20 protein-coding genes and 1 pseudogene are annotated in these 24,022 nt (G+C 62.3%); 15 read left to right on the top strand and 6 right to left on the bottom strand.

The features are described from left to right. Nucleotides 1-2: 2 nt before the first annotated feature. The 6 genes from NCR39_RS21325 (at nucleotide 3) to NCR39_RS21350 (ending at nucleotide 7,635) form a co-directional block, all read left to right on the top strand. The gene (locus tag NCR39_RS21325; RefSeq protein WP_250454062.1) at nucleotides 3-1,742 is read left to right on the top strand and encodes a hydantoinase B/oxoprolinase family protein; all 1,740 of its coding nucleotides are present in this window, start codon (nucleotides 3-5) and stop codon (nucleotides 1,740-1,742) included. Next, on the top strand, nucleotides 1,739-2,908 hold the full coding sequence (locus NCR39_RS21330; protein ID WP_250454063.1) for a CaiB/BaiF CoA transferase family protein: 1,170 nt from the start codon (nucleotides 1,739-1,741) through the stop codon (nucleotides 2,906-2,908). The genes NCR39_RS21325 and NCR39_RS21330 overlap by 4 nt, the downstream gene beginning before the upstream one ends. Continuing rightward, the gene (locus tag NCR39_RS21335; protein WP_250454064.1) at nucleotides 2,905-3,720 is read left to right on the top strand and encodes an enoyl-CoA hydratase-related protein; all 816 of its coding nucleotides are present in this window, start codon (nucleotides 2,905-2,907) and stop codon (nucleotides 3,718-3,720) included. Before NCR39_RS21330 ends, NCR39_RS21335 begins: the two co-directional genes overlap by 4 nt. Nucleotides 3,721-3,825: 105 nt before the next feature. Continuing rightward, nucleotides 3,826-5,187, top strand: a complete 1,362-nt coding sequence (locus NCR39_RS21340) for an MFS transporter (protein WP_250454065.1) — start codon at nucleotides 3,826-3,828, stop codon at nucleotides 5,185-5,187. Between the two features lie 13 nt (nucleotides 5,188-5,200). Next, on the top strand, nucleotides 5,201-6,145 hold the full coding sequence (locus NCR39_RS21345) for a hydroxymethylglutaryl-CoA lyase (protein ID WP_250454066.1): 945 nt from the start codon (nucleotides 5,201-5,203) through the stop codon (nucleotides 6,143-6,145). A gap of 146 nt (nucleotides 6,146-6,291) precedes the next feature. Continuing rightward, nucleotides 6,292-7,635, top strand: a complete 1,344-nt coding sequence (locus NCR39_RS21350) for a Fic family protein (protein ID WP_250454067.1) — start codon at nucleotides 6,292-6,294, stop codon at nucleotides 7,633-7,635. 3 nt (nucleotides 7,636-7,638) lie between these two features. Here NCR39_RS21350 and NCR39_RS21355 read toward each other — a convergent pair whose 3' ends face one another. Beyond that, nucleotides 7,639-8,379 (bottom strand): alpha/beta fold hydrolase, encoded by a 741-nt coding sequence (locus NCR39_RS21355; protein WP_250454068.1) that lies wholly within the window; start codon nucleotides 8,377-8,379, stop codon nucleotides 7,639-7,641. Between the two features lie 164 nt (nucleotides 8,380-8,543). Here NCR39_RS21355 and NCR39_RS21360 point away from each other — a divergent pair, with 164 nt between their 5' ends. Then, nucleotides 8,544-9,479, top strand: a complete 936-nt coding sequence (locus NCR39_RS21360; protein WP_250454069.1) for a LysR family transcriptional regulator — start codon at nucleotides 8,544-8,546, stop codon at nucleotides 9,477-9,479. A gap of 80 nt (nucleotides 9,480-9,559) precedes the next feature. Continuing rightward, nucleotides 9,560-10,771 carry a YbfB/YjiJ family MFS transporter gene (locus NCR39_RS21365; RefSeq protein WP_250454070.1) on the top strand — a complete coding sequence of 404 codons (1,212 nt, stop codon included), beginning with the start codon at nucleotides 9,560-9,562 and terminating at the stop codon, nucleotides 10,769-10,771. Here NCR39_RS21365 and NCR39_RS21370 read toward each other — a convergent pair. Next, a complete protein-coding gene (locus tag NCR39_RS21370; RefSeq protein WP_284507296.1) occupies nucleotides 10,768-11,724 on the bottom strand; it encodes a sulfonate ABC transporter substrate-binding protein in 957 nt (318 codons plus the stop codon). The two genes, NCR39_RS21365 and NCR39_RS21370, sit on opposite strands and share 4 nt — an antisense overlap. Nucleotides 11,725-12,014: 290 nt before the next feature. On the opposite strand from NCR39_RS21370, the gene ssuD reads away from it, so the two are divergent. The 3 genes and pseudogenes from ssuD to NCR39_RS21385 all read left to right on the top strand — a co-directional run. After that, nucleotides 12,015-13,178 (top strand): FMNH2-dependent alkanesulfonate monooxygenase, encoded by a 1,164-nt coding sequence (ssuD, locus tag NCR39_RS21375; protein WP_250454072.1) that lies wholly within the window; start codon nucleotides 12,015-12,017, stop codon nucleotides 13,176-13,178. Between the two features lie 36 nt (nucleotides 13,179-13,214). After that, nucleotides 13,215-14,057: an aliphatic sulfonate ABC transporter permease SsuC gene (gene ssuC / locus NCR39_RS21380; protein WP_250454073.1), complete on the top strand. Its 843-nt coding sequence runs from the start codon at nucleotides 13,215-13,217 to the stop codon at nucleotides 14,055-14,057. Further along, nucleotides 14,021-14,842: pseudogene (locus NCR39_RS21385) on the top strand (ATP-binding cassette domain-containing protein); the annotation flags it as partial. The gene ssuC and the pseudogene NCR39_RS21385, both read left to right, overlap by 37 nt. Nucleotides 14,843-14,891: 49 nt before the next feature. Here the strand turns inward: NCR39_RS21385 and NCR39_RS21390 are convergent. Beyond that, complete coding sequence (locus tag NCR39_RS21390) at nucleotides 14,892-15,188, bottom strand: transposase (protein WP_250454074.1); 297 nt, start codon at nucleotides 15,186-15,188, stop codon at nucleotides 14,892-14,894. Nucleotides 15,189-15,639: 451 nt separating this feature from the next. On the opposite strand from NCR39_RS21390, the gene alr reads away from it, so the two are divergent. The 3 genes from alr (at nucleotide 15,640) to NCR39_RS21400 (ending at nucleotide 18,420) form a co-directional block, all read left to right on the top strand. Then, nucleotides 15,640-16,695, top strand: a complete 1,056-nt coding sequence (alr, locus tag NCR39_RS21395) for an alanine racemase (RefSeq protein ID WP_250454075.1) — start codon at nucleotides 15,640-15,642, stop codon at nucleotides 16,693-16,695. 289 nt (nucleotides 16,696-16,984) lie between these two features. Beyond that, nucleotides 16,985-17,200: a ferredoxin gene (locus NCR39_RS29815; RefSeq protein WP_350029688.1), complete on the top strand. Its 216-nt coding sequence runs from the start codon at nucleotides 16,985-16,987 to the stop codon at nucleotides 17,198-17,200. A 17-nt stretch (nucleotides 17,201-17,217) separates the two neighbouring features. After that, the gene (locus NCR39_RS21400) at nucleotides 17,218-18,420 is read left to right on the top strand and encodes a Rieske 2Fe-2S domain-containing protein (RefSeq protein WP_250454076.1); all 1,203 of its coding nucleotides are present in this window, start codon (nucleotides 17,218-17,220) and stop codon (nucleotides 18,418-18,420) included. A 133-nt stretch (nucleotides 18,421-18,553) separates the two neighbouring features. Here NCR39_RS21400 and NCR39_RS21405 read toward each other — a convergent pair whose 3' ends face one another. Next, a complete protein-coding gene (locus NCR39_RS21405) occupies nucleotides 18,554-20,074 on the bottom strand; it encodes an aminotransferase-like domain-containing protein (RefSeq protein ID WP_250454077.1) in 1,521 nt (506 codons plus the stop codon). Nucleotides 20,075-20,215: 141 nt separating this feature from the next. On the opposite strand from NCR39_RS21405, the gene cofE reads away from it, so the two are divergent. Then, nucleotides 20,216-21,208, top strand: coding sequence for a coenzyme F420-0:L-glutamate ligase (cofE, locus tag NCR39_RS21410; protein WP_250454078.1), 993 nt, complete (start codon nucleotides 20,216-20,218; stop codon nucleotides 21,206-21,208). 15 nt (nucleotides 21,209-21,223) lie between these two features. Here the strand turns inward: cofE and NCR39_RS21415 are convergent, their stop codons facing one another. Both NCR39_RS21415 and NCR39_RS21420 read right to left on the bottom strand, forming a co-directional pair. Next, nucleotides 21,224-22,435, bottom strand: coding sequence for an NAD(P)/FAD-dependent oxidoreductase (locus NCR39_RS21415; RefSeq protein WP_250454079.1), 1,212 nt, complete (start codon nucleotides 22,433-22,435; stop codon nucleotides 21,224-21,226). Nucleotides 22,436-22,523: 88 nt separating this feature from the next. Next, on the bottom strand, nucleotides 22,524-24,011 hold the full coding sequence (locus NCR39_RS21420) for an NCS1 family nucleobase:cation symporter-1 (RefSeq protein ID WP_250454080.1): 1,488 nt from the start codon (nucleotides 24,009-24,011) through the stop codon (nucleotides 22,524-22,526). Nucleotides 24,012-24,022: the final 11 nt, after the last annotated feature.

Genomic DNA, 24,022 nt, shown 5'->3' on the forward strand with positions numbered 1-24,022 from the left:
TCATGGACATCGTTACCTACGAAATCATCCGCAGCAGTCTCTTCGCGGTCGCGCGTGAAATGAAGATCGCGATGATGCGCACGGCGGGCAGCCCGCTGATGCACGCAAGCGGCGACTCGTCCGCCGCGATCTTCGACGCCGACATGCAGCTCGTCGCGCAAGGCAACGACATCCCGACGATGCTCGGCTCCGCCGTCATCTCGACGCGCGTTTCCGTGGAAGCCGTGGGCCGCGAGAACCTGCGCCCCGGCGATGTCATCGTCAGCAACGACGCGTATGTCGGCGGCGGCAATCACCAGCCCGACGTGCAGTTCACGCGGCCCGTTTTCGCGGACGGCAAGATCGTCGCGTTCGTGATGACGCGCGGCCATTGGACCGATATCGGCGGGCAATCGCCCGGCAGCTATACCGTGACGACGTGGGACGTGTTCGCCGAAGGCATCCGCATTCCGCCGGTGCTGCTGTATCGCAACGACGAGCCGGTGAAGGACATGCTGAACCTGCTCACGAAGAACAGCCGCAACGCGCACGAACTGCTGCTCGACATTCAGGCGCAATACGCGGGCACGTTCGTGGGCGACCGGCGCATCGGCGAACTCGTCGCGAAGTACGGCGCGGAGGCGCTCGCCGAAGTCATGGCGCAGAGCCTCGATCATTCGGAGAAGCTGATTCGCGCGGAGATCGCGCGCATTCCGGACGGCGTGTACGAAGCGGAAGAGTATCTCGATCCGATCGAAGCGCCGGGCTGGAAGCAGGAGCGTCCGCTCCTGAAAGTGAAGGTGACGGTCGAAGGCGATCACATCACGTTCGATTACACCGGCACCGGCGCGCAAGTGCGCGGCGGGATCAACTGTCCGCTGTCGGTCACGTGCAACAGCACGTGGTTCACCGTGAAGGCGCTGACCGATCCGGCCATTCAGATCAACCAGGGCTGTTATCGCCCGGTGACGATCATCGCGCCCGAAGGCAGCGTGCTGAATTGCCAGTATCCGGCGTCGGTCGTGTCGGGCAATACGGAGACTTCGCCGCGCGTGATCGATCTCTTGCTGAAGGCGCTCGCGCCCGCCGTGCCGGAACGCATCACGGGGCAGAGCAATTGCGCGTCGTGCGCGGGCATTTTCAGCGGACGCGATACGGATGCGGCGCGCGTCGCGCAAACGGGCCAGGCGTTCGTCACCATGCACGATGTCCACGCGGGCGGCATGGGCGCGCGCGCCGAGAAGGACGGCGTGAGCGGCGTGCGCGTGTATGTGGGCAACGCGGGCAGCCAGTCGATCGAGATGATCGAAGCGACGTCGCCGCTCGTGGTCGAGGAATGGTCGCTCGTCACCGATAGCGGCGGCGCGGGTCGCAGGCGCGGCGGTCTCACGTCGCGGCGCGTGTATCGCGTCGAATACGACGAAGCCACGTTCACGGTATCCGGCGAACGCGGACGGTCCGCGCCCGAAGGCCACTTCGGCGGCTTGCCCGGCACGCGCTTTCTGTGCTCTGTGCAGCGCGCGGACGGCAGCGAGCAGAAAGTGGCCGCGAAGGGCGGGCAGACGGTGGTGTATCGCGGCGACCGCGTGACCGTGCAGCCCGCGGGCAGCGGCGGTTATGGCGACCCGGCGACGCGCGAACGCGCACGCGTCGAAGCGGATATCGCCGACGGCTACATCAGCGAGGAAGCCGCGCGCCGCTTCTACGGCGACGGCGAGACCGTGTCGCACGAAGAAGCCGCGCTCGCGGTGACAGCCGAATGAGCACGCACGACGACATGGCCAAGCCGTTGCCGCTCGCAGGCGTGTGCGTGGTCGAGATCGGCCACAGCCTCGCCGCGCCGTATGCGGGCATGATCCTCGGCTCGCTCGGCGCGACGGTCATCAAGATAGAAAGCGCGGAAGGCGGCGACTATGCGCGCGACTGGGGCCCGCCGTTCATCGACGGCGCGGCGGCGCTCTTCCATGCGGTGAATCACGGCAAGTCGAGCATCGCGATGTCGCTGTCGAATGCGGATGAAGCCGGTGCGCTGCGCGAACTCATCCGCACCCGCGCCGATGTCGTGTTGCAGAATCTGAAGGCGGGCGGCACCGAGAAATACGGTCTCGGCGCGGACGAGATGCTGCGCATGAAGCCGTCGCTCGTGTACTGCAATCTCGGCGCGTTCGGCACGGCGGGTCCGCTGCGCGACAAGCCCGGCTACGATCCGCTCGTGCAGGCGCTCTCGGGCCTCATGAGCTTTCTCGGGCAGCCGGGCGAGCCGCCGAGCCGCATCCCCGTTTCCGTGAACGACATGGGCACGGGACTGTGGGCCGCCATCGGCGTGCTGTCCGCGCTGTTTCGCCGCCAGGCGACGGGCGAAGGCGAAGTGGTCTCCGTATCGCTCTACGAAACGGCGATTAGCTGGGCGGGCATTCAGATCGCCGACTATCTTGCATCGGGCGTGCTGCCGGGACGATGGGGCTCCGGCACGGCCGCGATCGTGCCGCATCAGGCGTTCGAATGCGCGGACGGCACGATCATGGTCGCGGCCGGCAACGACCGCCTGTTCCGCCGCCTGTGCGATGTGCTCGCGGTTCCCGCGCTCGCCGCCGATGCGCGCTTCGCCACCAACGGCGCACGCGTGCAGAACCGCGTCGAGCTGATCGAACTGCTGCATGTGGAATTCGCGAAGGCGGGCAGCGCGCACTGGCTCGCCGCGCTCGATGCCGCCGGCATTCCGAGCGGTCCGCTGCAGACCATCGATCAGGTCGTCGCGCACGAACAGACGAAGGCGCTCGATCTTTTGCGCACCACTGACGACGGCGCGGCCACGGTCGTCGGCGTACCCATTTCGTTCGGCGGCGCGCGGCCCGCGCAGGTCGGCCGCACGCCGAAGCTCGGCGAACACAATCATCTGCTGGCCAAGACGCCACTGGAGACACCTTGAAACTGGCAAAGCAACTCGGCAACTCGCCGCTCGAAACGCTGCAACTCGAAGAAATCGATCAGCAGATTCTGGTCGTGACGCTCAATCGTCCGGCGGTATCGAATGCGATCAGCACGACGATGGGCCACGAAATCATCCGCGTGTTCGGCGCGCTGGAGGCGGACCCGTCGCTGTATCGCTGCGTGATTTTGACGGGCGCGGGCGATCGCGCGTTCTGCGGCGGCGCGGATCTGAAACAGCGCGAAGGCATGACCGACGAAGACTTCGGCGTGCAGCACTATCTCTTCGAGCGCATGAACCGCGCGATCACGTATTGCCCGCTGCCGCTGATCTGCGCGGCGAACGGATCGGCGGTGGCGGGCGGGCTGGAACTGCTGCTCGCATGCGACTTCGCGTACGCCGCGAAGGATGCGGTCTTCGGCTTCACCGAAGTCAAGCGCGGCATCATGCCGGGCGGCGGCGGCACGCAGCAGTTGCCGCGCACCATCGGCACGCGGCGCGCGAAGGAGCTGATCTTCCGCGGCGCGCGCTTTACCGCCGATGAAGCGCTCGCGTGGGGCGTCGTCAATCGCCTGTGCGAACGCGGCCGCGTGCTCGCCGATGCGATCGAAGCCGCGCGCGACATCTGCACGAGCGCGCCGCTTTCGGTGGCGCAGGCGAAGAAGGCGATCGACCTCGGCATTCAGGGCGATCTGCGCACGGGCCTTTATGTGGAAATCGAAGCGTACAACCGCCTGATTCCGACATCGGACAGACAGGAAGGCATCAGCGCGTACAACGAGAAGCGTCAGCCCGCGTTCAAGGGCCGCTGATCGACGGCGCAAGCAGCAGACGAGCAGAGACAGGCAGCAAGCAGCAAAGCACCGGCCGGCATCGACCGGCCGGCACGATACCCGGACTCACCGGAGGAGACAGACATGACCCCCAACCCTGGCAGTTTCGACGCGCCCGACGCGGAGCGGACCTACGGCAAGATCACGCGCAGGCTGATCCCGTTCCTGTTCCTGTGCTACGTGTTCGCGTTTCTGGACCGCATCAACATCGGCATTGCGCAGCTCGACATGAAGCACGATGTCGGCTTCAGCGATCTCACCTATAGCGTCGGCGCGGGCATCTTCTTTCTCGGCTACGTGCTGATGGAAGTGCCGAGCAATCTGCTGCTCGCGCGCATCGGCGTGAAGCGCACGTTCTCGCGCATCATGATCCTATGGGGCCTGATCGCGGCGGGGACGGCGTTCGTCACGCTGCCCTCGCATCTCTACACCGTGCGTTTCTTTCTCGGGCTCGCGGAAGCGGGGCTGTATCCCGGCGTGATCTTCTATCTCACGCGCTGGTATCCGGTCGAGCGGCGCGCGAAAGTCATCGCGATCTTCACGTGCGCGACGGGTATCGCCGGTCTCTTCGGCGGCCCGCTTTCCGGCGCGCTGATGACGTACTTCAACGGCTATGGCGGACTGCACGGCTGGCAGTGGATGTTCATCGTGCAAGGGCTGCCCGCGAGCGTGCTCGGCGTGATGGCGTATTTCTATCTGCAGGACGGCCCCGAGCAGGCGAAGTGGCTGACGCAGGCGGAAAAGAACCTCGTGCTGCGCGATATCCGCAAGACGTCGAGCGTTTCCGCGACGCACACGGAGCATACGTTCAGCCGCGCGCTGCGCGATTTCCGCGTCTACGTGATGGGTTTCGTGTGGTTCACGCAGATCGCGGGCGTGTTCGCGATCGGCTTCTGGCTGCCGACGCTCATCAAGAGCGCGGGCGTGACGAGTTCGCTTGCCATCGGCTGCTATTCGGCGATTCCGTACTTCGTGAGCTGGATCGCGCTCATCACGCTGAACCGCCATTCGGACCGCACGATGGAGCGCCGCTGGCATTGCGCCCTCGCGATGATCTGCGGCGCGGCGGGGCTTGTCGTCGCCGCGTTCACGACGGGCAATCTGGCGCTGTCGCTCGCCGCGCTTTCGGTTGCGACCGCCGGCATTCTCGCGCCGAATCCGCTGATCTGGGCGATCTCGACGGACTACATCCGCGGCAGCGGCGCGGCGGGCGGCGTGGCGATGATCAACTGCCTCGGGCTGCTCGGCGGCTTCGTGAGCCCGATGATCATCGGCTCGATCAAGACGCTCACGAACAGCATGGTCGGCGGTCTCGGCGCGATTGCGCTCCTGATGGTGCTCGGCGCGATCGCGGCGGTGAAGTTCGCGCCGTCGACGTCGGCTGCGATGGCGAAGGAAGACGGCCGCGCGGAAGGCGGCGCGACTGTCGCGGATGCGACGCTTTGAAAGGAACATCGAAATGAATGACGCAGTAATTGGCACGCCCGCTGTCCGTGTGCGCGAAGTCGGCTTGCGCGATGGCCTGCAGATGGTCGGCACCATCCTCACGGCCGCGCAGAAGCTCGAATGGTGCCGCCGCATGGTGGATGCGGGCGTGCGCGAGATCGAGGTCACGTCGTTCGTGCCGCCGAAGATCGTGCCGCAATTCGCCGATGCGGTCGACGTGGCGCGCGGCGCGCTTTCGATAGACGGCCTGCATGCGGCGGCGCTCGTGCCGAATCTGAAGGGCGCGCAGCGTGCATTCGATGTGGGCGTCGCGCAAGTGCATTACGTGCTCTCGGCGAGCGATGCGCACAATCTCAAGAACGTGCGGCGCAGCACGGCGGAGTCGGTTGCGGATTTCGCGCGCATCGTCGCGGAGCGGGACGAGCGCGCGAAGCCGGTGGTGCTGGGCGCGGGCGTGGCGACCGCGTTCGGCTGCACGATCTCGGGGAAGGTGGAGGAGCGCATCGTGCTCGGCCTGGTCGAGACGCTGATCGAGGCGGGCGCGGACGAGATCACCGTCGCGGATACGGTCGGCTATGCGAATCCCGGACAGGTGCGCGCGTTGATGCGCAAGGTGTGCGCGCTGGCGGGCACGGTGCCGGTGGCGTGTCATTTCCACGATACGCGCGGCCTCGGGCTCGCCAATGTGTTCGCCGCGCTCGATGCCGGCGTGCGCGCGTTCGATTCATCGCTCGGCGGCTTGGGCGGCTGTCCGTTCGCGCCGAATGCGACCGGGAACATCAATACCGAGGACACGGTGTTCTTGCTGGAGGCCGAGGGTTTGCGGACGGGCATCGACCTGGACAAGCTGCTCGCGATGCGGGAGACGCTGGCTGAATGGCTACCCGGGGAGCCGTTCAGCGGGGCTATCGCGCGGGCGGGCGTGCCGAAGACGTTTGGGGAGAAGGTGGTGGCGTAAAACGAAGGATCTGAAATCCGCTCACTATCCGCTCGCTATCCGCTCAGTATCCGCTCAGTATCCGCTCAGTATCCGCTCAAAGCACGAATATCCGCTCATTTTTTGCTAGTATCCGCTCACTTGAGCGGATACTGAGCGGATAAAAAATGGCCAAATTGACTCCAGCCACGGTTCTAGATGTGGTTCAGCGCCTGACCAGATCGGGCCAAGAAGCTATTTCGTCTTCTGACATCGCACAGATAACGGGAGCAGGCGTTGCGACCGTCCGTCGATATCTCGAGATGCTGCACGCGAGCGGGCGCCTCACACGCAGCGGCAAAGCGCGCGCAACGCGGTACCGGCTTGCCGGGACGCCGGCCACAACGCCCGCGAACCTGTCCGCGAGCGCTTATCCTCAATGGTCCTCGGCTGCGATCGAACTCGGCCGCAAGCTTGACTTGCCCCTCGCCGCACGCGATCCGGTCACCTATCGGTCCAGTTTCGTCGAAGACTACGTACCGAACGAGAGCTGGCTGATGCCGCCCGATTTGGCCGAGTCGCTCTATCGCGATGGCCGTCTGCGCGAGCAGCATCCCGCGGGCACGTATGCGCGCAAGGTGCTGGAGCAGTTGTTGATCGACCTGTCGTGGTCGTCATCGCGACTGGAAGGCAATCGCTACACGTTGCTGGCGACCGAGGATCTGTTCAAGCGCGGCACCGCCGATGGTGACGCGGACGCGGTCATGCTCCTCAACCACAAGACCGCGATCGAGTTTCTTGTCGATGCCGTCCCACTGCAGGGACTCTCGACTCCGCTCATCCGGAATCTGCATGCCGTGCTCATGCAAGACCTTCTTCCGGACACCGATGCGCTAGGCGCTATCCGCAAGAAAGTGGTGAACATCAGCGACACGGTCTACGTGCCGACTCAAGTGCCAAGCGTGCTGGAAGAGATGCTCGGGACCATCCTGAGCAAGGCGAGGCTCATCAAGAACCCGATCGAGGCGGCGTTCTTTTTGTGGGTGAATCTGGCGTACCTGCAGCCGTTCGAGGATGGCAACAAGCGCACGAGTCGCCTTGCGGCCAATATCCCGTTGATGCTTTATAACTGCTCACCGTTGTCGTTTCTGGATGTCGATCCTCACGACTATGCACAGGCGATGCTGGGCGTCTATGAGTTCCTGGACGTCTCGCGCGCGGTCGACCTGTTCGCGTGGACCTACAGACGCTCGATGAAAAAGTACGTCGTCGTGATGGAGTCGATGGCCGCTCCGAATCCACTGCGACTGCGATATCGCGAGCAACTTACCGAAGCGATTGGTCGCGTCGTGCGCGATCGCAAACCCGGGCTTGCGGTGCTGCAGGAACTGGGGCTTACGGAGGAGCAAGCCCCGGGCTTCGCGCCCATGCTGCTCGACGAACTTGCGAAGCTGGAAGTCTTCAACTGCGCCCGATACCGGCTGACATTCGCCGTCACGCAGGCGTGGATCGACGCGGGCCGGCCGCAGTAACCCTCACCCCGCCAACCGCTCCAGCACATCCACCAGCAGATCCGGCGCGAGCACCATCGCGTCGTGGCCGGTATCGATCGCTTCCCATTGCCAACCCGGCAACGCGCGGACATGCTCGCGCACCGCGGCGAGCGTCTCATACGACGGATTCGCGCAATGCACATACGTGCGCGGCAAGCCGTTGCCAAGCGGATGCTTCAACGTCAGCGGCGTGCGATACGTCGCCACCGGATGCGGCGTCAGCCTGCGACGCACCCAGTCGGCAAGCGGATGATCGTCCGGTATGCCCGTGCCCGCGAGTCCATTGACGGGCATCCCGAGCGCTTGCCCGCTCGCCGTCACCGAATCCATGCGTTCTTTCACGACGCTTGCCGGCAGCACGTCGAACGCGGTCTGTCCATTTTCGACGAGCAGGCTATCCAGAAAGACGAGCGCGCGAATGGCATCCGGCCTGCGGTCCGCCACGCCCGATGCCACCAGCCCGCCGAAGCTATGACCGACGAGCACGACATCGCTCAGTTCTTCCGATTCAATGAGGTGCTCGATGTCCGCTATCGGCACATCGAGCGATGTCGCCGCCGCGAGCAAATGACGCCGGTCGCCGAGTCCGGTCAGCGAAGGCGCGAACACGCGATGCCCGCGCGCCCTGAGCCGGTCCGCGACGAAGCGCCAGCACCATCCGCCATGCCATGCGCCATGAATGAGAACGAAGGTTCTCGCTGCGATCGCGTGAGTGGACGACATGGGATGCGTGCTCCTTGAATGCGCAATGGGTCATGCATCGTACATTGCAATCGCGCTATTCGCGGCGATAACGGGCGAAATAGCGCCTCATGTATATTCCGAAGGTCAATACGGCAAGCGTGCCGCGCCGGGCGAACTCACTCAATCGAACTGCACTCATCGACATGGACCGAATCGACGCGATGAAAGTCTTCATCGCTATCCTCGACGAAGGCAGTCTCGCGGGCGCGGGACGGCGGCTCGGACGGTCGCCCGCCGCCGTCAGCCGCGCGATCGCGTTTCTCGAAGCGCACACGGGCACCGCGCTCCTGCATCGCACGACGCGCACCATCAAGTTGAGCGAAGCAGGCGAGCGGTACGCGTCCGCGTGCCGGCGCATTCTCACCGATCTCGAAGAAGCGGACCTGCTCGTCGCGCATGAACGTTCCGCGCCGCGCGGCCTTCTGACGATCACCGCGCCCGTCGCCGCCGGCGAAGCGCTGCTCGCGCCGATGCTCGACGACTTCCTCGCCCGCTTTCCCGGCGTTTCCGTGCGCCTTCAGTTGCTCGACCGGCCCGTGAGCCTGATCGATGAAGGCATCGATATCGCGCTGCGCATCGCGCATCTCGCGGACTCGACGCTCATCGCCATTCCGGTGGGCGAAGTGCGGCGCGTCGTGGCGGCGTCGCCGCGCTATCTGGCCGCGCATCCGCCGATAGAAACGCCCGCCGATCTCGCGCAGCATCGCATCGTCTCGATGACGCATTTCGGCCTCGATTCATGGAGCTTTCCGGCATCGGGCGGCTCGGCGATCCCGCAAGTCGTGCAGTTCGCGCCGCGCATCATCGTGAATACCGTGCGCGCGGCGGTGGCTTACGCCGTCGATGGGCAGGGCGTGACGCGGCTCTTTTCGTATCACGTCGCGAAGGAAGTGAAGGACGCGACGCTCTGCATCGTGTTGCCCGATAGCGAGCACGCGCCGCTGCCCGTGCATCTGCTGACGCCCGAAGGACGGCTCGCGGTGCCGAAAGTGCGCGCGTTCGTCGATTTCGCGACGCCGCGTTTGCGCCGCGAATTCAGGCGATTGCACCTCGATCCGCGCAAGCACTCGTTCGCCTAGCGGAAGAATCTATTTCGTCACGCGCGGATTCTCTCGCGAATCGCGCGCCTATAAACTGCGTGCATCCCCACGGAGGCGCCATGCAACACGCAGTCTCGAATCAAACCAAGGGCGCGGCATTTCAGATATGGCGCGGCGTGCTGGCGGGCGCGAGCGCGAGTCTCGTCGGCATCGGGCTTGCGCGATTCGCCTATACGCCGCTCTTGCCCGCGATCATCGGCGCGCACTGGTTTCCGGCATCGACGGCCGCTTATCTCGGCGCGGCCAATCTCGGCGGCTATCTCGTCGGCGCGCTCACGGCGGGCGCGCTCGTGCGTCACGCGCGCGCCGCAAACGTCCTTCGCGCGATGATGCTGCTCGCCACCATCGCCTTCGTCGCGTGCGCGTATCCCGTTTCGTTTGCGTGGTTCTTCGCATGGCGGCTCGCATCGGGTATCTCCGGCGGCGCGCTGATGGTGCTCGCCGCGCCGACGATCCTCGCGCACGTCGCGCCGTCGCGACGCGGCTTCGCGGGCGGCGCGATCTTCACGGGCGTCGGGCTCGGCATCGCGGCATCGGGGACCATCGTGCCGCTGCTCCTGCGTCAGGGTCTGCACCAGACATGGCTCGGGCTCGCGGCGGTATCGCTCGTGCTGACGGTCGTCGCGTGGAACGGATGGCCGCCGCACAAAGCGCCGTCGTCGCATGCGAGCGATCATCCGCACACGAAGCCCGCGCCGACGCCCGCGTTGCGTGCGCTCTTCGCGGAGTACGGGCTGAACGCGGTCGGCCTCGTGCCGCACATGATCTTTCTCGTCGATTACGTCGCGCGGGGCTTAGGCCGTGGCGTCGATGCGGGCGCGTATTACTGGGTGCTCTACGGTCTCGGCGCGATAGCCGGTCCGCTCCTGAGCGGCCATCTCGCGGATCGCGCCGGCTTCGGCCGCGCGTTGCGTGTCGCGTTGCTGGTTCAGCTCGCGGCGGTCGTGTTGCCGGTGCTTTCATCGAATGCGGCGTTGCTGATGATATCGAGCGTGGTGGTCGGCGCGTTCACGCCGGGCATCGTGCCGCTCGTGCTCGGCCGCGCGAACGAACTGCTCGCGCATCATCCCGCCGCGCAGAAGCGCGCATGGCGCACCGCGACGACGAGCTTCGCCGTGATGCAGGCGGCATCCGCATACGGGCTGTCGTTCCTCTTCTCGAAGAGCGGCGGCGATTACCGGCTGCTCTTCGCCATCGGCGCGGCGGCGCTGGGCGTGGCGTTCATCGTCGATGTAATCGCCCTACGCGCCAGCACGTCCACGACGCGTTAGGCGAGCGCCGCGTCCTTCGTCACGATCTTGCGCGGGATCAGCTTGAGGTCGTAGAACGCATCCGCGATGCGCTGCTGCTGGTCGAGCACGGCCGCATCGATCGGGCGATACACGTGCTCGTAATGCGCGAGCCCGGCCTTGATGATCGCGGCATCGAGTCCCTGAATCGGCGCGAGCTGCGCGGCGGCTTCCGCCGTGTTCTGCCTGACCCATTGCCCTTGCTTGCCGAGCGCATCCATCGCGATGGCGATCACGTCCTTGCGCTTCTGCGCGAATTCACGCTGGCTCAGAAAGAACTGGTGATGACTCGCGACGCCCTCGGCATCCGCGATCAGGCGTGCATTGCTTTGCGCGCGCACTGCCGCGAGGAACGGGTCCCAGATGGCCCATGCATCGACGGACTGGCGTTCGAGCGCGGCGCGTGCATCGGCGGGCGCGAGGAACACGGGATGAATGTCCGTGTATTCGAGGCCATGTTTGCGCAACAGCGCGACGATGAACCAGTGCACGTCCGATCCCTTGTTGAAGGCGACTTTCTTGCCGTTCAAATCCGCGACGCTCTTGATAGGCGAGTCCTGCGCGACGATCACGCCTTCCGCGCGCGGCGTCGGGATTTCATACGCGGTATAGACGAAGTCCGCGCCTGCCGCTTGCGCAAAAACCGGCGGCGCTTCGCCGACATAACCGAAGTCGATCGCGCCGACATTCAATCCTTCGAGCAATTGCGGACCAGCGGGAAATTCGGTCCAACTCACTTTCACGCCTAACGGCGCGAGTTGCTTTTCGAGCGTGCCGTTCGCCTTCAGCAGCACGAGCGTGCTCGCGGCCTTTTGATAACCGATTCTGAAGCGGTCGTTCTCGAACCTGGCCCAGGACGGCAACGCCATGGTTCCAAGCGTTCCGGCAAGTGCGGCCAGAAAGATTCGGCGGCTTTGCAATGTCCTGTGTTTCATGATGAAAAGCCTCCGGCATATGGATTCAGAGGCCGCGCAGCTTGCGTGTGTTGCGTGTCATCGCGGCCCGGCTTGCCATGCTAGCGAAGCGTGAAAGCGCCGTGAAATGACGTTTGCATCTAAGCAAATCATCGTGATGGTGATGAGCGCGACGCGACCGCTTCCAAAGCATCAAAGCAGAAATCGAAAGCTGAATTCCATTGTTCGCAGCCGCGAATCGCGTCCTTAAACTGGCTTACTCGTCTTCGACGGCATCGACAACACTTGTGAAAGGCAAAGAGGAGTAGCGCATGAATGTGTTCTGGTTCATCCCGACACACGGTGACAGCCGTTACCTCGGCACGTCGAAAGGGGCGCGCGCCGCTGACCTCTCGTATTTTCAGCAGATCGCAGTCGCCGCCGATACGCTCGGCTATCAAGGCGTGCTGCTGCCCACGGGACGTTCGTGCGAAGACGCGTGGGTCGTCGCATCAAGCCTTATCGCGACCACGAAGAAACTGAAGTTTCTCGTCGCGATCCGTCCGGGTCTTTCATCGCCGGGACTCTCCGCGCGCATGGCCGCGACGTTCGACCGTCTTTCGGGCGGACGCCTGCTCATCAATGTCGTGACGGGCGGCGATCCCGCCGAGCTGGAAGGCGACGGCGTCTTCGTCGATCACGACACGCGCTATGAAATCACCGATGAATTCCTGCATATCTGGCGCAATCTGCTGAGCGCATCGCATACGAACGAAGCGATCGAATTCGACGGCAAGCATCTGCAATCGAAGGGCGGCAAGGCGCTGTATCCGCCGGTGCAGAAGCCGCATCCGCCGCTGTGGTTCGGCGGATCGTCGGCGGCGGCGCATGACATTGCCGCGACGCACATCGACACGTATCTCACGTGGGGCGAACCGCCCGAAGCCGTGAAGAAGAAGCTCGACGATATCCGCAGCCGCGCCGAAGCGCAGGGCCGCACGATACGCTTCGGCATTCGTCTGCATGTGATCGTGCGCGAAACCGAGGACGAAGCATGGGCGGCAGCGGACGCGCTCATCAGCCATCTCGACGATGAAACCGTCGCGCGTGCGCAGGCTGCGTTCTCGAAGATGGATTCCGAAGGCCAGCGGCGCATGGCTCAACTGCACGGCGGCAAGCGCGGCGGCCGCGAGACGCTCGAAATCTATCCCAACCTGTGGGCCGGCGTGGGGCTCGTGCGCGGCGGCGCGGGAACGGCATTAGTTGGGAATCCGGAACAAGTGGCGGCGCGCATGAAGGAATATGCGGACCTCGGCATCGAGACGTTCATTCTGTCGGGCTATCCGCATCTGGAAGAGTCGTATCGCTTCGCCGAACTCGTGTTTCCATTGCTGGGCGAACGTGGCGCGCATGTCGAAAAGCGTTCGGGGCCGCTGTCGGGACCGTTCGGCGAGATCGTCGGCAATAGCTATCTGCCGAACGCGAGCCAGAGTTGATCATGAACGTGCCACTTCATCGAAGGAACTAGCAGCATGGCCGATGCCCTCACTCAATCGATACCCGCGACGCAGCCGTTCAAACGCAGCGCGGGTCCGGTATTCAGGCGCGTGGGCGCGGCCATCGCGCCGTGGCTCGTGCCGGTTGCGATTCTGCTGCTCTGGGAATACGCCGCGCGCGCCGGCGTGCTGTCCACGCGCGTGTTGCCGGAGCCGCTTGCCGTCGTCAAATCGGCGTGGGCGCTCATCCAGTCCGGCGATATGTGGGCCAACGTGAAGGTCAGCGCGTGGCGCGCGTTGCTTGGGCTTGTAATCGGCGGCGGCGTGGGACTCGTGCTCGGGCTTTGGACGGGACTCTTTCGCCCGTTCGAAGTCGCGCTCGATTCCACCGTGCAGATGATCCGCAACATTCCCGCGCTCGCCATGATTCCGCTCGTGATCCTGTGGTTCGGTATCGAGGAAGAAGCGAAGATTTTTCTGGTTGCGCTAGGCGTGTTCTTTCCGGTCTACGTCAATACTTTTCATGGCATTCGTTCGGTCGATGCGGCCCTTATCGAAATGGCGCGAAGTTATGGCGTGAAGGGCTTCGCGCTGTATCGCGATGTGATTCTGCCGGGCGCATTGCCTTCCATTCTGGTCGGCGTGCGTTTCGCGCTCGGCCTCATGTGGGTGATGCTGATCGTGGCCGAGACCATTTCCGCGCAATCGGGCATCGGCTATATGACGATGAACGCGCGCGAGTTCCTGCAAACCGATGTCGTCGTGGTGGGCATTCTGCTTTACGCGGTGCTCGGCAAGCTCGCGGATGTGCTCGCGAAAGCGATAGAACGCGTGGCGCTGCGCTGGCATCCCGCGTATCAACGAGGAGGAAAGGCATGAGCGCGAGCGCATCTGTTTCGTTGAGGATGGAAGAGCGCTTCGCGGTCGAACGCGTACAACCGCATGCGCGCACCGCTATCGATGTGGCCGTCGAATTGCGTGGCGTCGAAAAACGGTTCGGAGACCGTACGGTATTGTCGGCGCTCGACTTGTCGATCGAGCAGGGCAGCTTCGTCACGATCGTCGGGCGCAGCGGCTGCGGAAAGTCGACGCTGCTGCGCCTTATCGCCGAACTCGAAACGCCGACCGGCGGCGCGTTGGTCAAGCGCGCGAGCAAGGGCGCCACGCTCGATACGCGCATCATGTTTCAGGACGCGCGCCTCTTGCCGTGGAAGACGGTGCTGCAGAACGTGATGCTTGGACTCAAACGCGGCGCCCGCGATCAGGCTCGCGCGGTGCTCGCCGAAGTGGGGCTGCTCGAGCGCGAAAACGACTGGCCTTCGCAATTGTCCGGCGGACAAAGACAGCGTGTGGCGCTGGCGCGTGCGCTGGTGCATCGGCCGCAACTGCTGCTGCTCGATGAACCGCTCGGCGCGCTCGATGCGCTGACGCGCATCGAAATGCATGCGCTGATCGAACGGCTATGGCGCGAGCATCGCTTCACCGCATTGCTCGTCACGCACGACGTGCATGAAGCCGTGGTGCTCGGCGATCGCATTCTGTTGATCGAAGAAGGGCGCATTGCGCTGGATCAGCCGGTGCCGCTTGCCCGGCCGCGCAGGCAGGCGTCGGCGGAAGCGTCGGCGCTGGAGGATCGCGTGTTGCGGCGTATTCTGAAACAGGCGTGAACGATCCGATGCGGCTTTCTGTCGGCGATTGATCCATCGCGCCAAGTCATTCCAGTTCCCGCGCGAGGATGGCCGACGCTCGTTTCAAGAGTACGTTGTCCTCGCGCAGTTGCCGGTTCTCCGCTTCAAGTTGCCGGATGCGCTGCTGCTCATCCGTGAACGATTCATCTTCGCCCGGATCGCGAGCGGGCTTCGCGTCGTACTGGGCTACCCAACGCCGCACGGCTGCCTCGACGAGGTTCATCGACCGGCACACTTCGCTGACCGATAACCGCTGGTCTCGAACCATTCGGGCCACTTCCCGCTTGAAACTCGCATCGAATCTTGCGTTTCTCTTCGCCATCTTTCACTCTTCCCATCGATTTCGGATTGTCCTCCTGTCGGAGAGTTGCGCGCACTCGCGCTAAACCTTCCGAGGTTGCCGGGCCTTCTGTCACGGCCCTTCGTTTTATGAAGTGTCTTGTCTCGACCTTGTTTCTGTAGAGTGGGCCGACAAAATTCGATGCAACATGGGCAGTCGGTGAAAGTCTCCAGAAACCGTATTGCTCCAAATTCCTGAACAGACCGGAAGGGGTGAAATCTCAATGCTGGATTAACGGCTTAGGTCGTTGTTCGGTCTATAAAGATAAGGAAACCGAAGTAACAGAACGGGTGCGGACATGGCTCATCCTGGAATCTCGACCAATACGGCATGTTGCGTTGCGACTGAACGCTGAGGCGCATGAGTATCGAACTGTATCGGGGCTCCGTTGCCGGTCGTCGTTACATTGACGCTGGAAATCTGGAGACGAAATATGCCGCGTCCAACCGGGCTGAAGATCGATACATGTGCGTTGCATCACAACCTTGCACTCATCCGTCGCCTCGCGCCTCATTCGAAGACCTGGGCGCTCGTGAAAGCGAATGCGTATGGCCATCGGATCGACGTCGTTCTTCCGCACCTTCGCACGACCACTGGATTCGCCGTCTGTGACGTGGAGCAGGGCGTCGAGCTTCGAAAGACAGGCTGGCAAGGACCAGTGCTGATCGTCGACGGAACCTACAACCGGAGCGACCTTTACGCAGTCGAGGAACACACGCTGACGCTGGCCGTGCAGACCGAGGAACAATTGCGTCTTCTGGAACTCGCGAGATTTGCCAAGCCGATCTATATCGAAGTCACTGTGGCGAACCGCAACGGTATTCCCGGGTTCCATCCGAACGAACTGCGCAATGTACTCGAACGGGTAAAGCGAGTCGAAGCAATCAGGTCGACAACGCTTTACGGGCGCATTGACGCCATGACGAAGGATGAAAGAAAACGCGAAGCCATTGAGTTTCGCGAAACGGTCTCGGGCATGAAGGGCGACAGAAGTTGTGGAGGCTCCGCTGAAATTCTCGACCCACCGCTTGCGATGCCCGACTGGGTGAGAGCGGGCGTCATCTTATACGGCGCTTCGCCTGCATCTGCGCCGGGAAGTTCGGCCCTCGCGGGTTTTCTGCCGGTCATGAGACTCGTAAGCAAGGTTGTTTGCATGAGAGATGTCGCGTCGGCGGGCACTGCGGGAAATCGTTGGGGCGCGGTGCGCAAGATCGGTGTCGTGGCCTGTGGCTATGCGGACGGCTATCCCGACACCGCGGAAGCCGGAACACCCGTCGCGATCGACGGAATCGTGACGCGTGTGCTGGAGAGAGTTTCGATGGACACCATCGTCGTGGATCTCGATCCCTGTCCAGGCGCTCATGTCGGAAGCGACGTCGAGCTTTGGGGACAGCATGTGAGCGTGGATCAGGTCGCGGCGCACTCGGGAACGACGGCGAGCCGGCTCTTGTCGTCGGTCGGTTCGCGCCTGCCACTGGAGATCGTTTAAGCGTCTCTTTGTCAATCGACGGATGGCGCTTGAACTGGAAAGACGGCGGGCGTTGGCGGAACTGTACAGTTGGAAACCGCTAGACGGTTTGTCGATTGCCCCATGACGCTAGAAGGAACGAATGCCGACTGCTTCTGTTCGATGAACCCTCGATTGCCGATCATGCAAGCATCGACTGCGCCGGGCGTAGAAGCCGCTCGTCACGATCGCACTCGCGGCCATCGATGCTGCTGTCGAGAGTATTCAACGTGAACCAACAGTCGAAGACTAATTCGTGCGGGAGACTTTCGTGATCAAAATAGAACTGGATCAATCCATTTGCTGCGGATCGAAAATGTGCGTGAGTTTGGCGCCTCTTGCCTTCGTGCTTCTCGATTCCGGCGTCGCGGGCGTATTGCCCGAGGCGGCCGCGTGCCCGCGCCCTCAGCTCCTCAAGGCTGCGCGAAGCTGCCCGACGCAATGCATTGCTCTATTCGAGAACGATAAGGAAGTAGACCTGTACTAGAACATCTGGAGACAAGAATGGCGCAGAACTGGTTGAATGCAAATCTCTCTTATCATCCGCCGGAGTGGATCACTTCATCCGACGTGATCGATCCCGGCAATCCGTGCAAGCCGCCGGAATACAGAACGCTCGTTCCGCTGAGCAAGCCTGACGTCGCCTACGATCTCGGATCGACAGCGGAGACGTGGAAGTACTTCTGGCACGTCGCGGCGACCGTCAAGGAATTTCGGTCGCATACGCACGGCGGCAAAGGTCCGATGACCACGATGCTGCTGGGCGAACGCATCGTGCTCGTGGACCTCGGTGGCCGTATCTGTGCGTTCGACGACAAGTGCGCGCATCGCGGTGCGTCGCTCGGTTTGGGATGGATCGAAGGCGATCAGCTTCGTTGCCGCTATCACGGCTGGTGCTACAACCAGACGGGGAAATGCACCGATATTCCGTCTCAGCAAGAAGGCGATGCGATCCCGGCACGCGCGAAGCTGAAAGAGTACGAATGCGAAGTCAAGTACGATCTCATCTGGGTACGCATGAAAGGCGGGGCGGATACGACTATTCCGCATTTCCCTGCGTGGGATTCGAGTGAGATGACATGCCATCTCGGCGAGCCGTATCTTTGGCCCGCGTCGGCTGGGCGTCGGATTGGAAACTTCACCGACGTCACGCACTTCGCTTATGGGCATCAGGGCACGCTCGGCGGTCCGCCGCACACGCGTTTCAGGCCTTATCCCGTGACGCAGCATAAAAAGCGTCTGGAGTTTCAGGTCGACACCTTCCTCGCCTTCAACGCGGGAGACGCCACGTACGGTCCGCCGACGGGTCCGGATTCGAAGATGCTCGGTCCGGGCACTTATCACGTTCATATGCCGTTCACGGTTCTTCTGTTCTTCAAATGGTCGGAAACGAGGGACACGCAGATCTTCATGCACGCGACTCCGATCGACGCCGAGAACTGTCGGAGCTATTGGTACACGTGCCATTCGACGGACGGATCGTCGGAGCAGGAGCATCTGGCGTTGCAGTCGATCGTTCTGACGGAAGACTTGCCGCTCGTCGCGTCGCATCGTCCGCGTGCTATCGGCGAGTCGAGAGACGAGGTTTCCGTGCCTGCGGACAAGCCGGATATCATCTGGCGAAAGTGGATGCGCGAGATCGCCATGGCCGCGATGGAAGGGCCTGAAGCACTCAATCGGACGCTCAACGAAACGGGCGAATATTAATCGCACTTGCACGGCATTCGCTGTGCAAACTTACTGCTGTCTGTTCACGCCGCCGGACTCCATCGGCTATCCGGCGGATAACAAGAAGAAGCGCGTTCGAAGCAAGCGGCTCCATGCAGCCGCTCGCGCCGTCTTACAGACCCGGCACCCTCGCGAGATGCGCAGCCATCCGCGAAACCTCACGCAAGAACACGTTGAGTTTCGGCGCCCCACAATACGCGACGTTGAAGCGAAACCACACGGTTTCCGTTTTAGCGGACAAAGAGAAGAGTTCTCCGCGTGAGAAGGCGAGTCCGGCTTCCGAGGCTTTTTCAGTGATGAGTTCGGCGTTGAATTGAGCACTGGGCGGAACAAGCCATCCCGCGCAAACGAAGAGCCCACCTTTAGGCGTGGCGAGCGCGGTCATGCCCACGTCGGTCAACACCGAAAGAAACTGCTCGCGCTCGTTGGCAAGACGCATGCGTAGCCGATCGAGATATCGGCGATGCCCGGGGTCCGAAAGTACCTCGAAAATGCAGCGTTCGTTCAACTCGGATGTCGTCAGTCCGCAGGCCATCTTGGTACGCACGACATCGGAGACGAGCTGACCCGGGCACAGAATGTACCCTGTCCGAAGAGACGGAGCGACGGTTTTAGAAAATCCGCCAAGACAAATCACTCGATTGAGTCCGTCCAGCGACGCAAGAGAAGGATCGGACGGAGAAGCGAGGTCGCGAAAGATATCGTCCTCGATGATCAGAAAATCGAACTGCTCCGCCAGCGCAATGATGCGATACGCCTGCGCAGGCGAAAGCGTCGTCGAGAGTGGATTCTGCAGCACCGTATTGACATACATCGCCTTGGGACGGTGTAGCGCGGCCAATGAAGCGAGCTGATCGAGATCGATTCCATCGTGATTTCGTTTCACCGAAACCACCTTGACGCCATAGTTGCGAAGCAGATGGTGGATATTGAAGTATGTGGGGTCTTCAATGAGAACGGTGTCGCCCGGTTTCAGGAGACTTCGCACGACCAGATCCAGGCCGTGGGACACACCGTTGGTCAATATGATTTGTTCCGGCGCGACCGCGCAGAAGCGCTCCGTGAAGCCGCGCGCAAGAAGCTGGCGGAGCCGATAAAACCCCAACGGATGGCCGTATCCAACGAGCCGCTCCGCCGGCATCTTGATGGCCTGCCGCACCGCCTGGAGAATCATGCTTTCGCTGCACCATTCGGGCGGAAGCACGCCCGAACCGACAGGCAATAGATCCGGATTGCGATTCCACACGAGCACGGGCATCCACGCGTCGGGATCGGCCACGCGCGAGGCCAACGCTTCGCTGGGAAGCACCGGCACATGCGCGACGCGGGCCGTGACGAAATACCCGGAGCCCGGTCTCGAAGTGAGTACGCGCTTCGAAACGAGGACGTCGTAGGCTTCCGTCACGGTGAACGTACTGACGCCGAGCTGCTTCGCGAGTTCGCGGACGGACGGCGTCTTGGTTCCCGCTCGAAGCCGACCGGATTCGACCATCTGTTCGAGCTTGGCGACGATCTGCCCGACCAGGCTGATTCCGCGTTGCCGCTCTACTCGCAATTCCTCGAGGAGCGTGGAGTCTCGCGTCTCCGGAACCCTCAACCTTTCACTGTCGGCGCTGGAGTGACTGACTGACATATTGCCTCTCGCACGAAGGATTAAGGGGAAGGGAAGCGCAAAAGCGGCGTAAGAGAAACTGCCGGGGTACCGGCCGCAACTGACAGAACTCGTTTGCTTCCGGTAGCGCACTCGAATCGACTTTTTCACGCGGTCGAATCTTTGTCCATTGACAGCACTTTCTTTGCATCCGAACCGTACTGCTATTTTCACCAATACGTTATGACATTCCGGCTTGAGCGCTTGGATGACGTTCACGAGTCTGAGCATGTTTCGTCGACATCGGCGCACTTAATATCGATTCATGTGCGACCAATTGGTCGAAACATGCTCATTTCTGCTGGGGTTGGTTTCCCAGCCACGCTGGAGGCCAAGTTGGAAAAGAACGCACATTCGTTGGAAATCTTCGCTCTGACAGGCATTCCCAAAGTAAAAGCGGGAGACGATGTAGGCGGACTGATCGCGGACGCAATGCGGTCGAATGGCAAGCGCTGGCAGCGTGGCGATATCGTGGTCGTCGCTCAGAAGATTGTTTCGAAAGCGGAAGGGCGCGTGCGTAAAGCATCCGATATCGTTCCGACCGATGAAGCGCTCGAATACGCACGCATCACGGGTAAGGACGCCAGAAAGGTTCAGGCGGTCCTGGATGAATCGACAGAGATCGTGCGGGCGTGCGATCACCCGCCGGACGGCGTTCTGATCAGCCGCCATCGGCAAGGATGGATTTGCGCGAACGCGGCGATAGACGAATCGAATGTCGGTGACGATGATGCGCTTCTCCTCTTGCCCGAAGATCCGGACGCCAGCGCGCGTCGAATCGCGAGCCGTATTTACGACCGCACCGGCATCGAACCGGGCGTCATCGTGAGCGATACGTTCGGCCGGCCGTGGCGTCGCGGTCTGGTCAATGTCGCCATCGGTCTGTCGGGCGTGCCGGCGCTGGATAGCTGGATCGGCAGGCGAGATGCTTTCGGCAGACAGTTGCAGGTGTCTCAACAGGCAACGGCAGACGAGGTGGCCGCCGCCGCCGGGCTTCTGATGGCGAAGGACGGACTCACTCCGGCGATTCTCGTCCGGGGACTGGCGTGGAAGTCATGCAGTAACTCACACGCGCGAAGTTATGTACGTCCTTTGGAAGAAGACCTTTTCAAATGACGATTCGAATGGAAGTCAATCCGGTGGCGGGCAGTTTCTTACTGCCATCTCCAATGCGGTATCGAAACTGCTCTTCTCATGCAGGCACGTACGCAAGGCGGCGAACGCCTTCGGAGCGTTGATGGTCACCACGCCGGTCAGTTGTCCGTTGTGCCTGTACACGCCAATGAACGGGCGCTGACGAAGTCCGCCCGCGACAGCGATCAATTGCCCCAGATCGGTTCTCCCGGCAGCCTGCACACGACATCCATACTGGTCGGTCCAGAAGTAGGGAATCGTCGAGAACGGTATGGCTCGCTCGGGACCCGCAAGGAGATTTCTTGCCGCGTGCTTGCCCTGGTCCGCTGCCACGAGCCACTGCTGGCCCCGCATGACGCCGCCCCACCATTCGTTCGGCCATGAAACCACATCGCCGGCGCCGTAGACGTGGCGAGGACCGGCGCTCAATGTACTGTCGCAAGCGAGACCATCTTCGATGCGCAAGCCCGATCCGATCAGCCATTCGCAGTTGGGATCGACGCCGACACCCACTACGACGATGTCCGCCGGTAATTCCCACCCGCCGTCGAGCATGACGGCTTCAACGGATCCTTTACCGCCGAAGCCCGTCACGCGCGCGTTGCAAACGACGTTTACGCCGAACTCGTCATGGAGTCCGGCCAGAATGCGCCCTAATTGAGGCCCCACGGCGCGAATCATCGCTGCTTCCGCAAGTTCCACGATCGTCACTTGCACGCCACACGCCGCCGCGCTCGAAGCAATCTCACTGCCGATGAATCCCGCTCCGATCAAGATCATTCGTACGCCGGGCAACATCCGCTCTTTGATCGCGAGTGCGTCGTCCATGGTCCGCAGCGTGAAGATGCCGCGTAGAGAACTCCTCGGGCTGAATACCTTCGGCCGGGCACCGGTTGCGACAATCAATCCGTCGAAGGGTATAGAACTCGATCCGAGATGAACCCGGCCCGCGGATATATCGAGTCCGCTTGCGGGCGTGCCAAGGCACAGGTCTATCGCGTTCCGCTCGAACCACTGATGATCCCGGTAACACAACTGCTCGGCGTTGATCTCGCCGGTGAGAATCTGCTTGGTCAAAGGAGGCCGATCGTAGGGCAGATGCGGCTCGCCGCACACGAGCGTAATGGCTCCCTCGAACCCTTCCAGGCGCAACGTCTCCACTGCACGCAGACCGGCGACGCTGCCGCCCACCACGACGATTCGCTTCATGACCATGGCGTCTCCTTCGACGCTTCATTACGAATGCGGGTAACCCTCCTGCCCTGCGCCTCTCAAGGCGCAAGGCTCCATGAGAAATCTATACGCTCTCGATGTCGAAGTGAGTGGATTTGCGAGGCGCCGGACGCATCAGGATCGAGTAAATCACGATGGACAGAAACACTCCGACGAACCAGGAGTAGTTGTACACGTCCTTGAATCCGGCAGGCACCCAACTGAAACTCTGAGGGAAGGCAACGGCGAGAAAACCAGGAAGGTTAGGAAGCACTGAAAGAATCAACGCGATCAGTGCCGCCGGGTTCCAGCCGTTCTTATAGCGATAGATGCCGTGCTCTTTGAAGAGATCGTCGACCTCGATCTCGCGGCGTCGAATCAGCCAGTAGTCCGCGAGCATGATCCCGAGTACGGGCCCAAGCAACGCGCTATAACCGATGAGCCAGGTGAAGATGAAGCCTTGCGTCGACGCGATCAGCTTCCACGGCATCATCAGCACGCCGATCACCGCAGTCAGATAGCCGCCCGTGCTGAACGTGATGCGCCGGGGGAAGATGGCCGCGAAATCATATGCCGGCCCGACGGTGTTCGCTGCAAGATTCACGCAAAGCGTGTCGAGCGTGATGATGGCAAGACCGATCGCCACGCCGATTCCTTCCATCCTTCCGGCCAGATCGACGGGGTCCCAGATTGCCTTGCCGTAAATCGTGACAGTGGCCGATGTCACCGCAACGCCTATGAAAGCAAGGCCGGCCATGGGCACCGGAAGGCCGACAGCCTGCCCCACGCATTGATCGCGCTGGGACTTGGCGAACCGGGTGAAGTCCGGGATATTGAGCGCGAGTGTGGACCAGAAGCCGATCATGGCAGTCAGCGAGGGCCAGAAGACCGACCAGAACTGACCGGCCTTCTTCCCGCCTTCGACGAACTGAGACGGCGCGGACAGAATGGGACCAAAGCCGCCCGCTTTGTTATAAGCCCACCACAGCAGCGCGAGAACGATAGCGATCTTCACCGGGGCCGTGATCGTTTCGATCCATCGAATCGACTCGGGGCCGCGCGAGATGAAGTAGAGATGCAAGGCCCAGAAGACAAAGAAGCACGCGAGGTGCGCTGCATCGATACCTACCCAGCCGATCACTGGCCCGACCAGCGCGCCATGAAAGAGAATATTGCCGACTGCATAGATAGCGTTTCCGCCGACCCAGCACTGAATGCCGAACCAGCCGCACGCAACGATGGCGCGCAGGAATGCGGGCAACTTCGCGCCCTTCGTGCCGAACGACGAGCGGACGATGACGGCGAACGGCACACCGAACTTGGTTCCCGAGTGCCCGATCAACAGCATCGGGATGAGCACGACGGCGTTTCCGAGCAGCACGGTGCCGACTGCCTGGACTGCCGACATCCCTTGATCGATGAGTCCCGACGCGAGGATGTAGCAGGGAATGCACATGACCATGCCTGTCCACAGGGCGGCGAAGTGCCGCCAGCGCCATGTGCGATGACGGGCATCGGTTGGAGCAAGGTCCTCGTTCCATAGGTTCGAACGCTGTCGGTAATCATTAGGCATGCGTATTGTCT

The sequence above is a fragment of the Caballeronia sp. ATUFL_M2_KS44 genome (assembly GCF_023630965.1).
GTDB classification, from domain to species: domain Bacteria; phylum Pseudomonadota; class Gammaproteobacteria; order Burkholderiales; family Burkholderiaceae; genus Caballeronia; species Caballeronia concitans.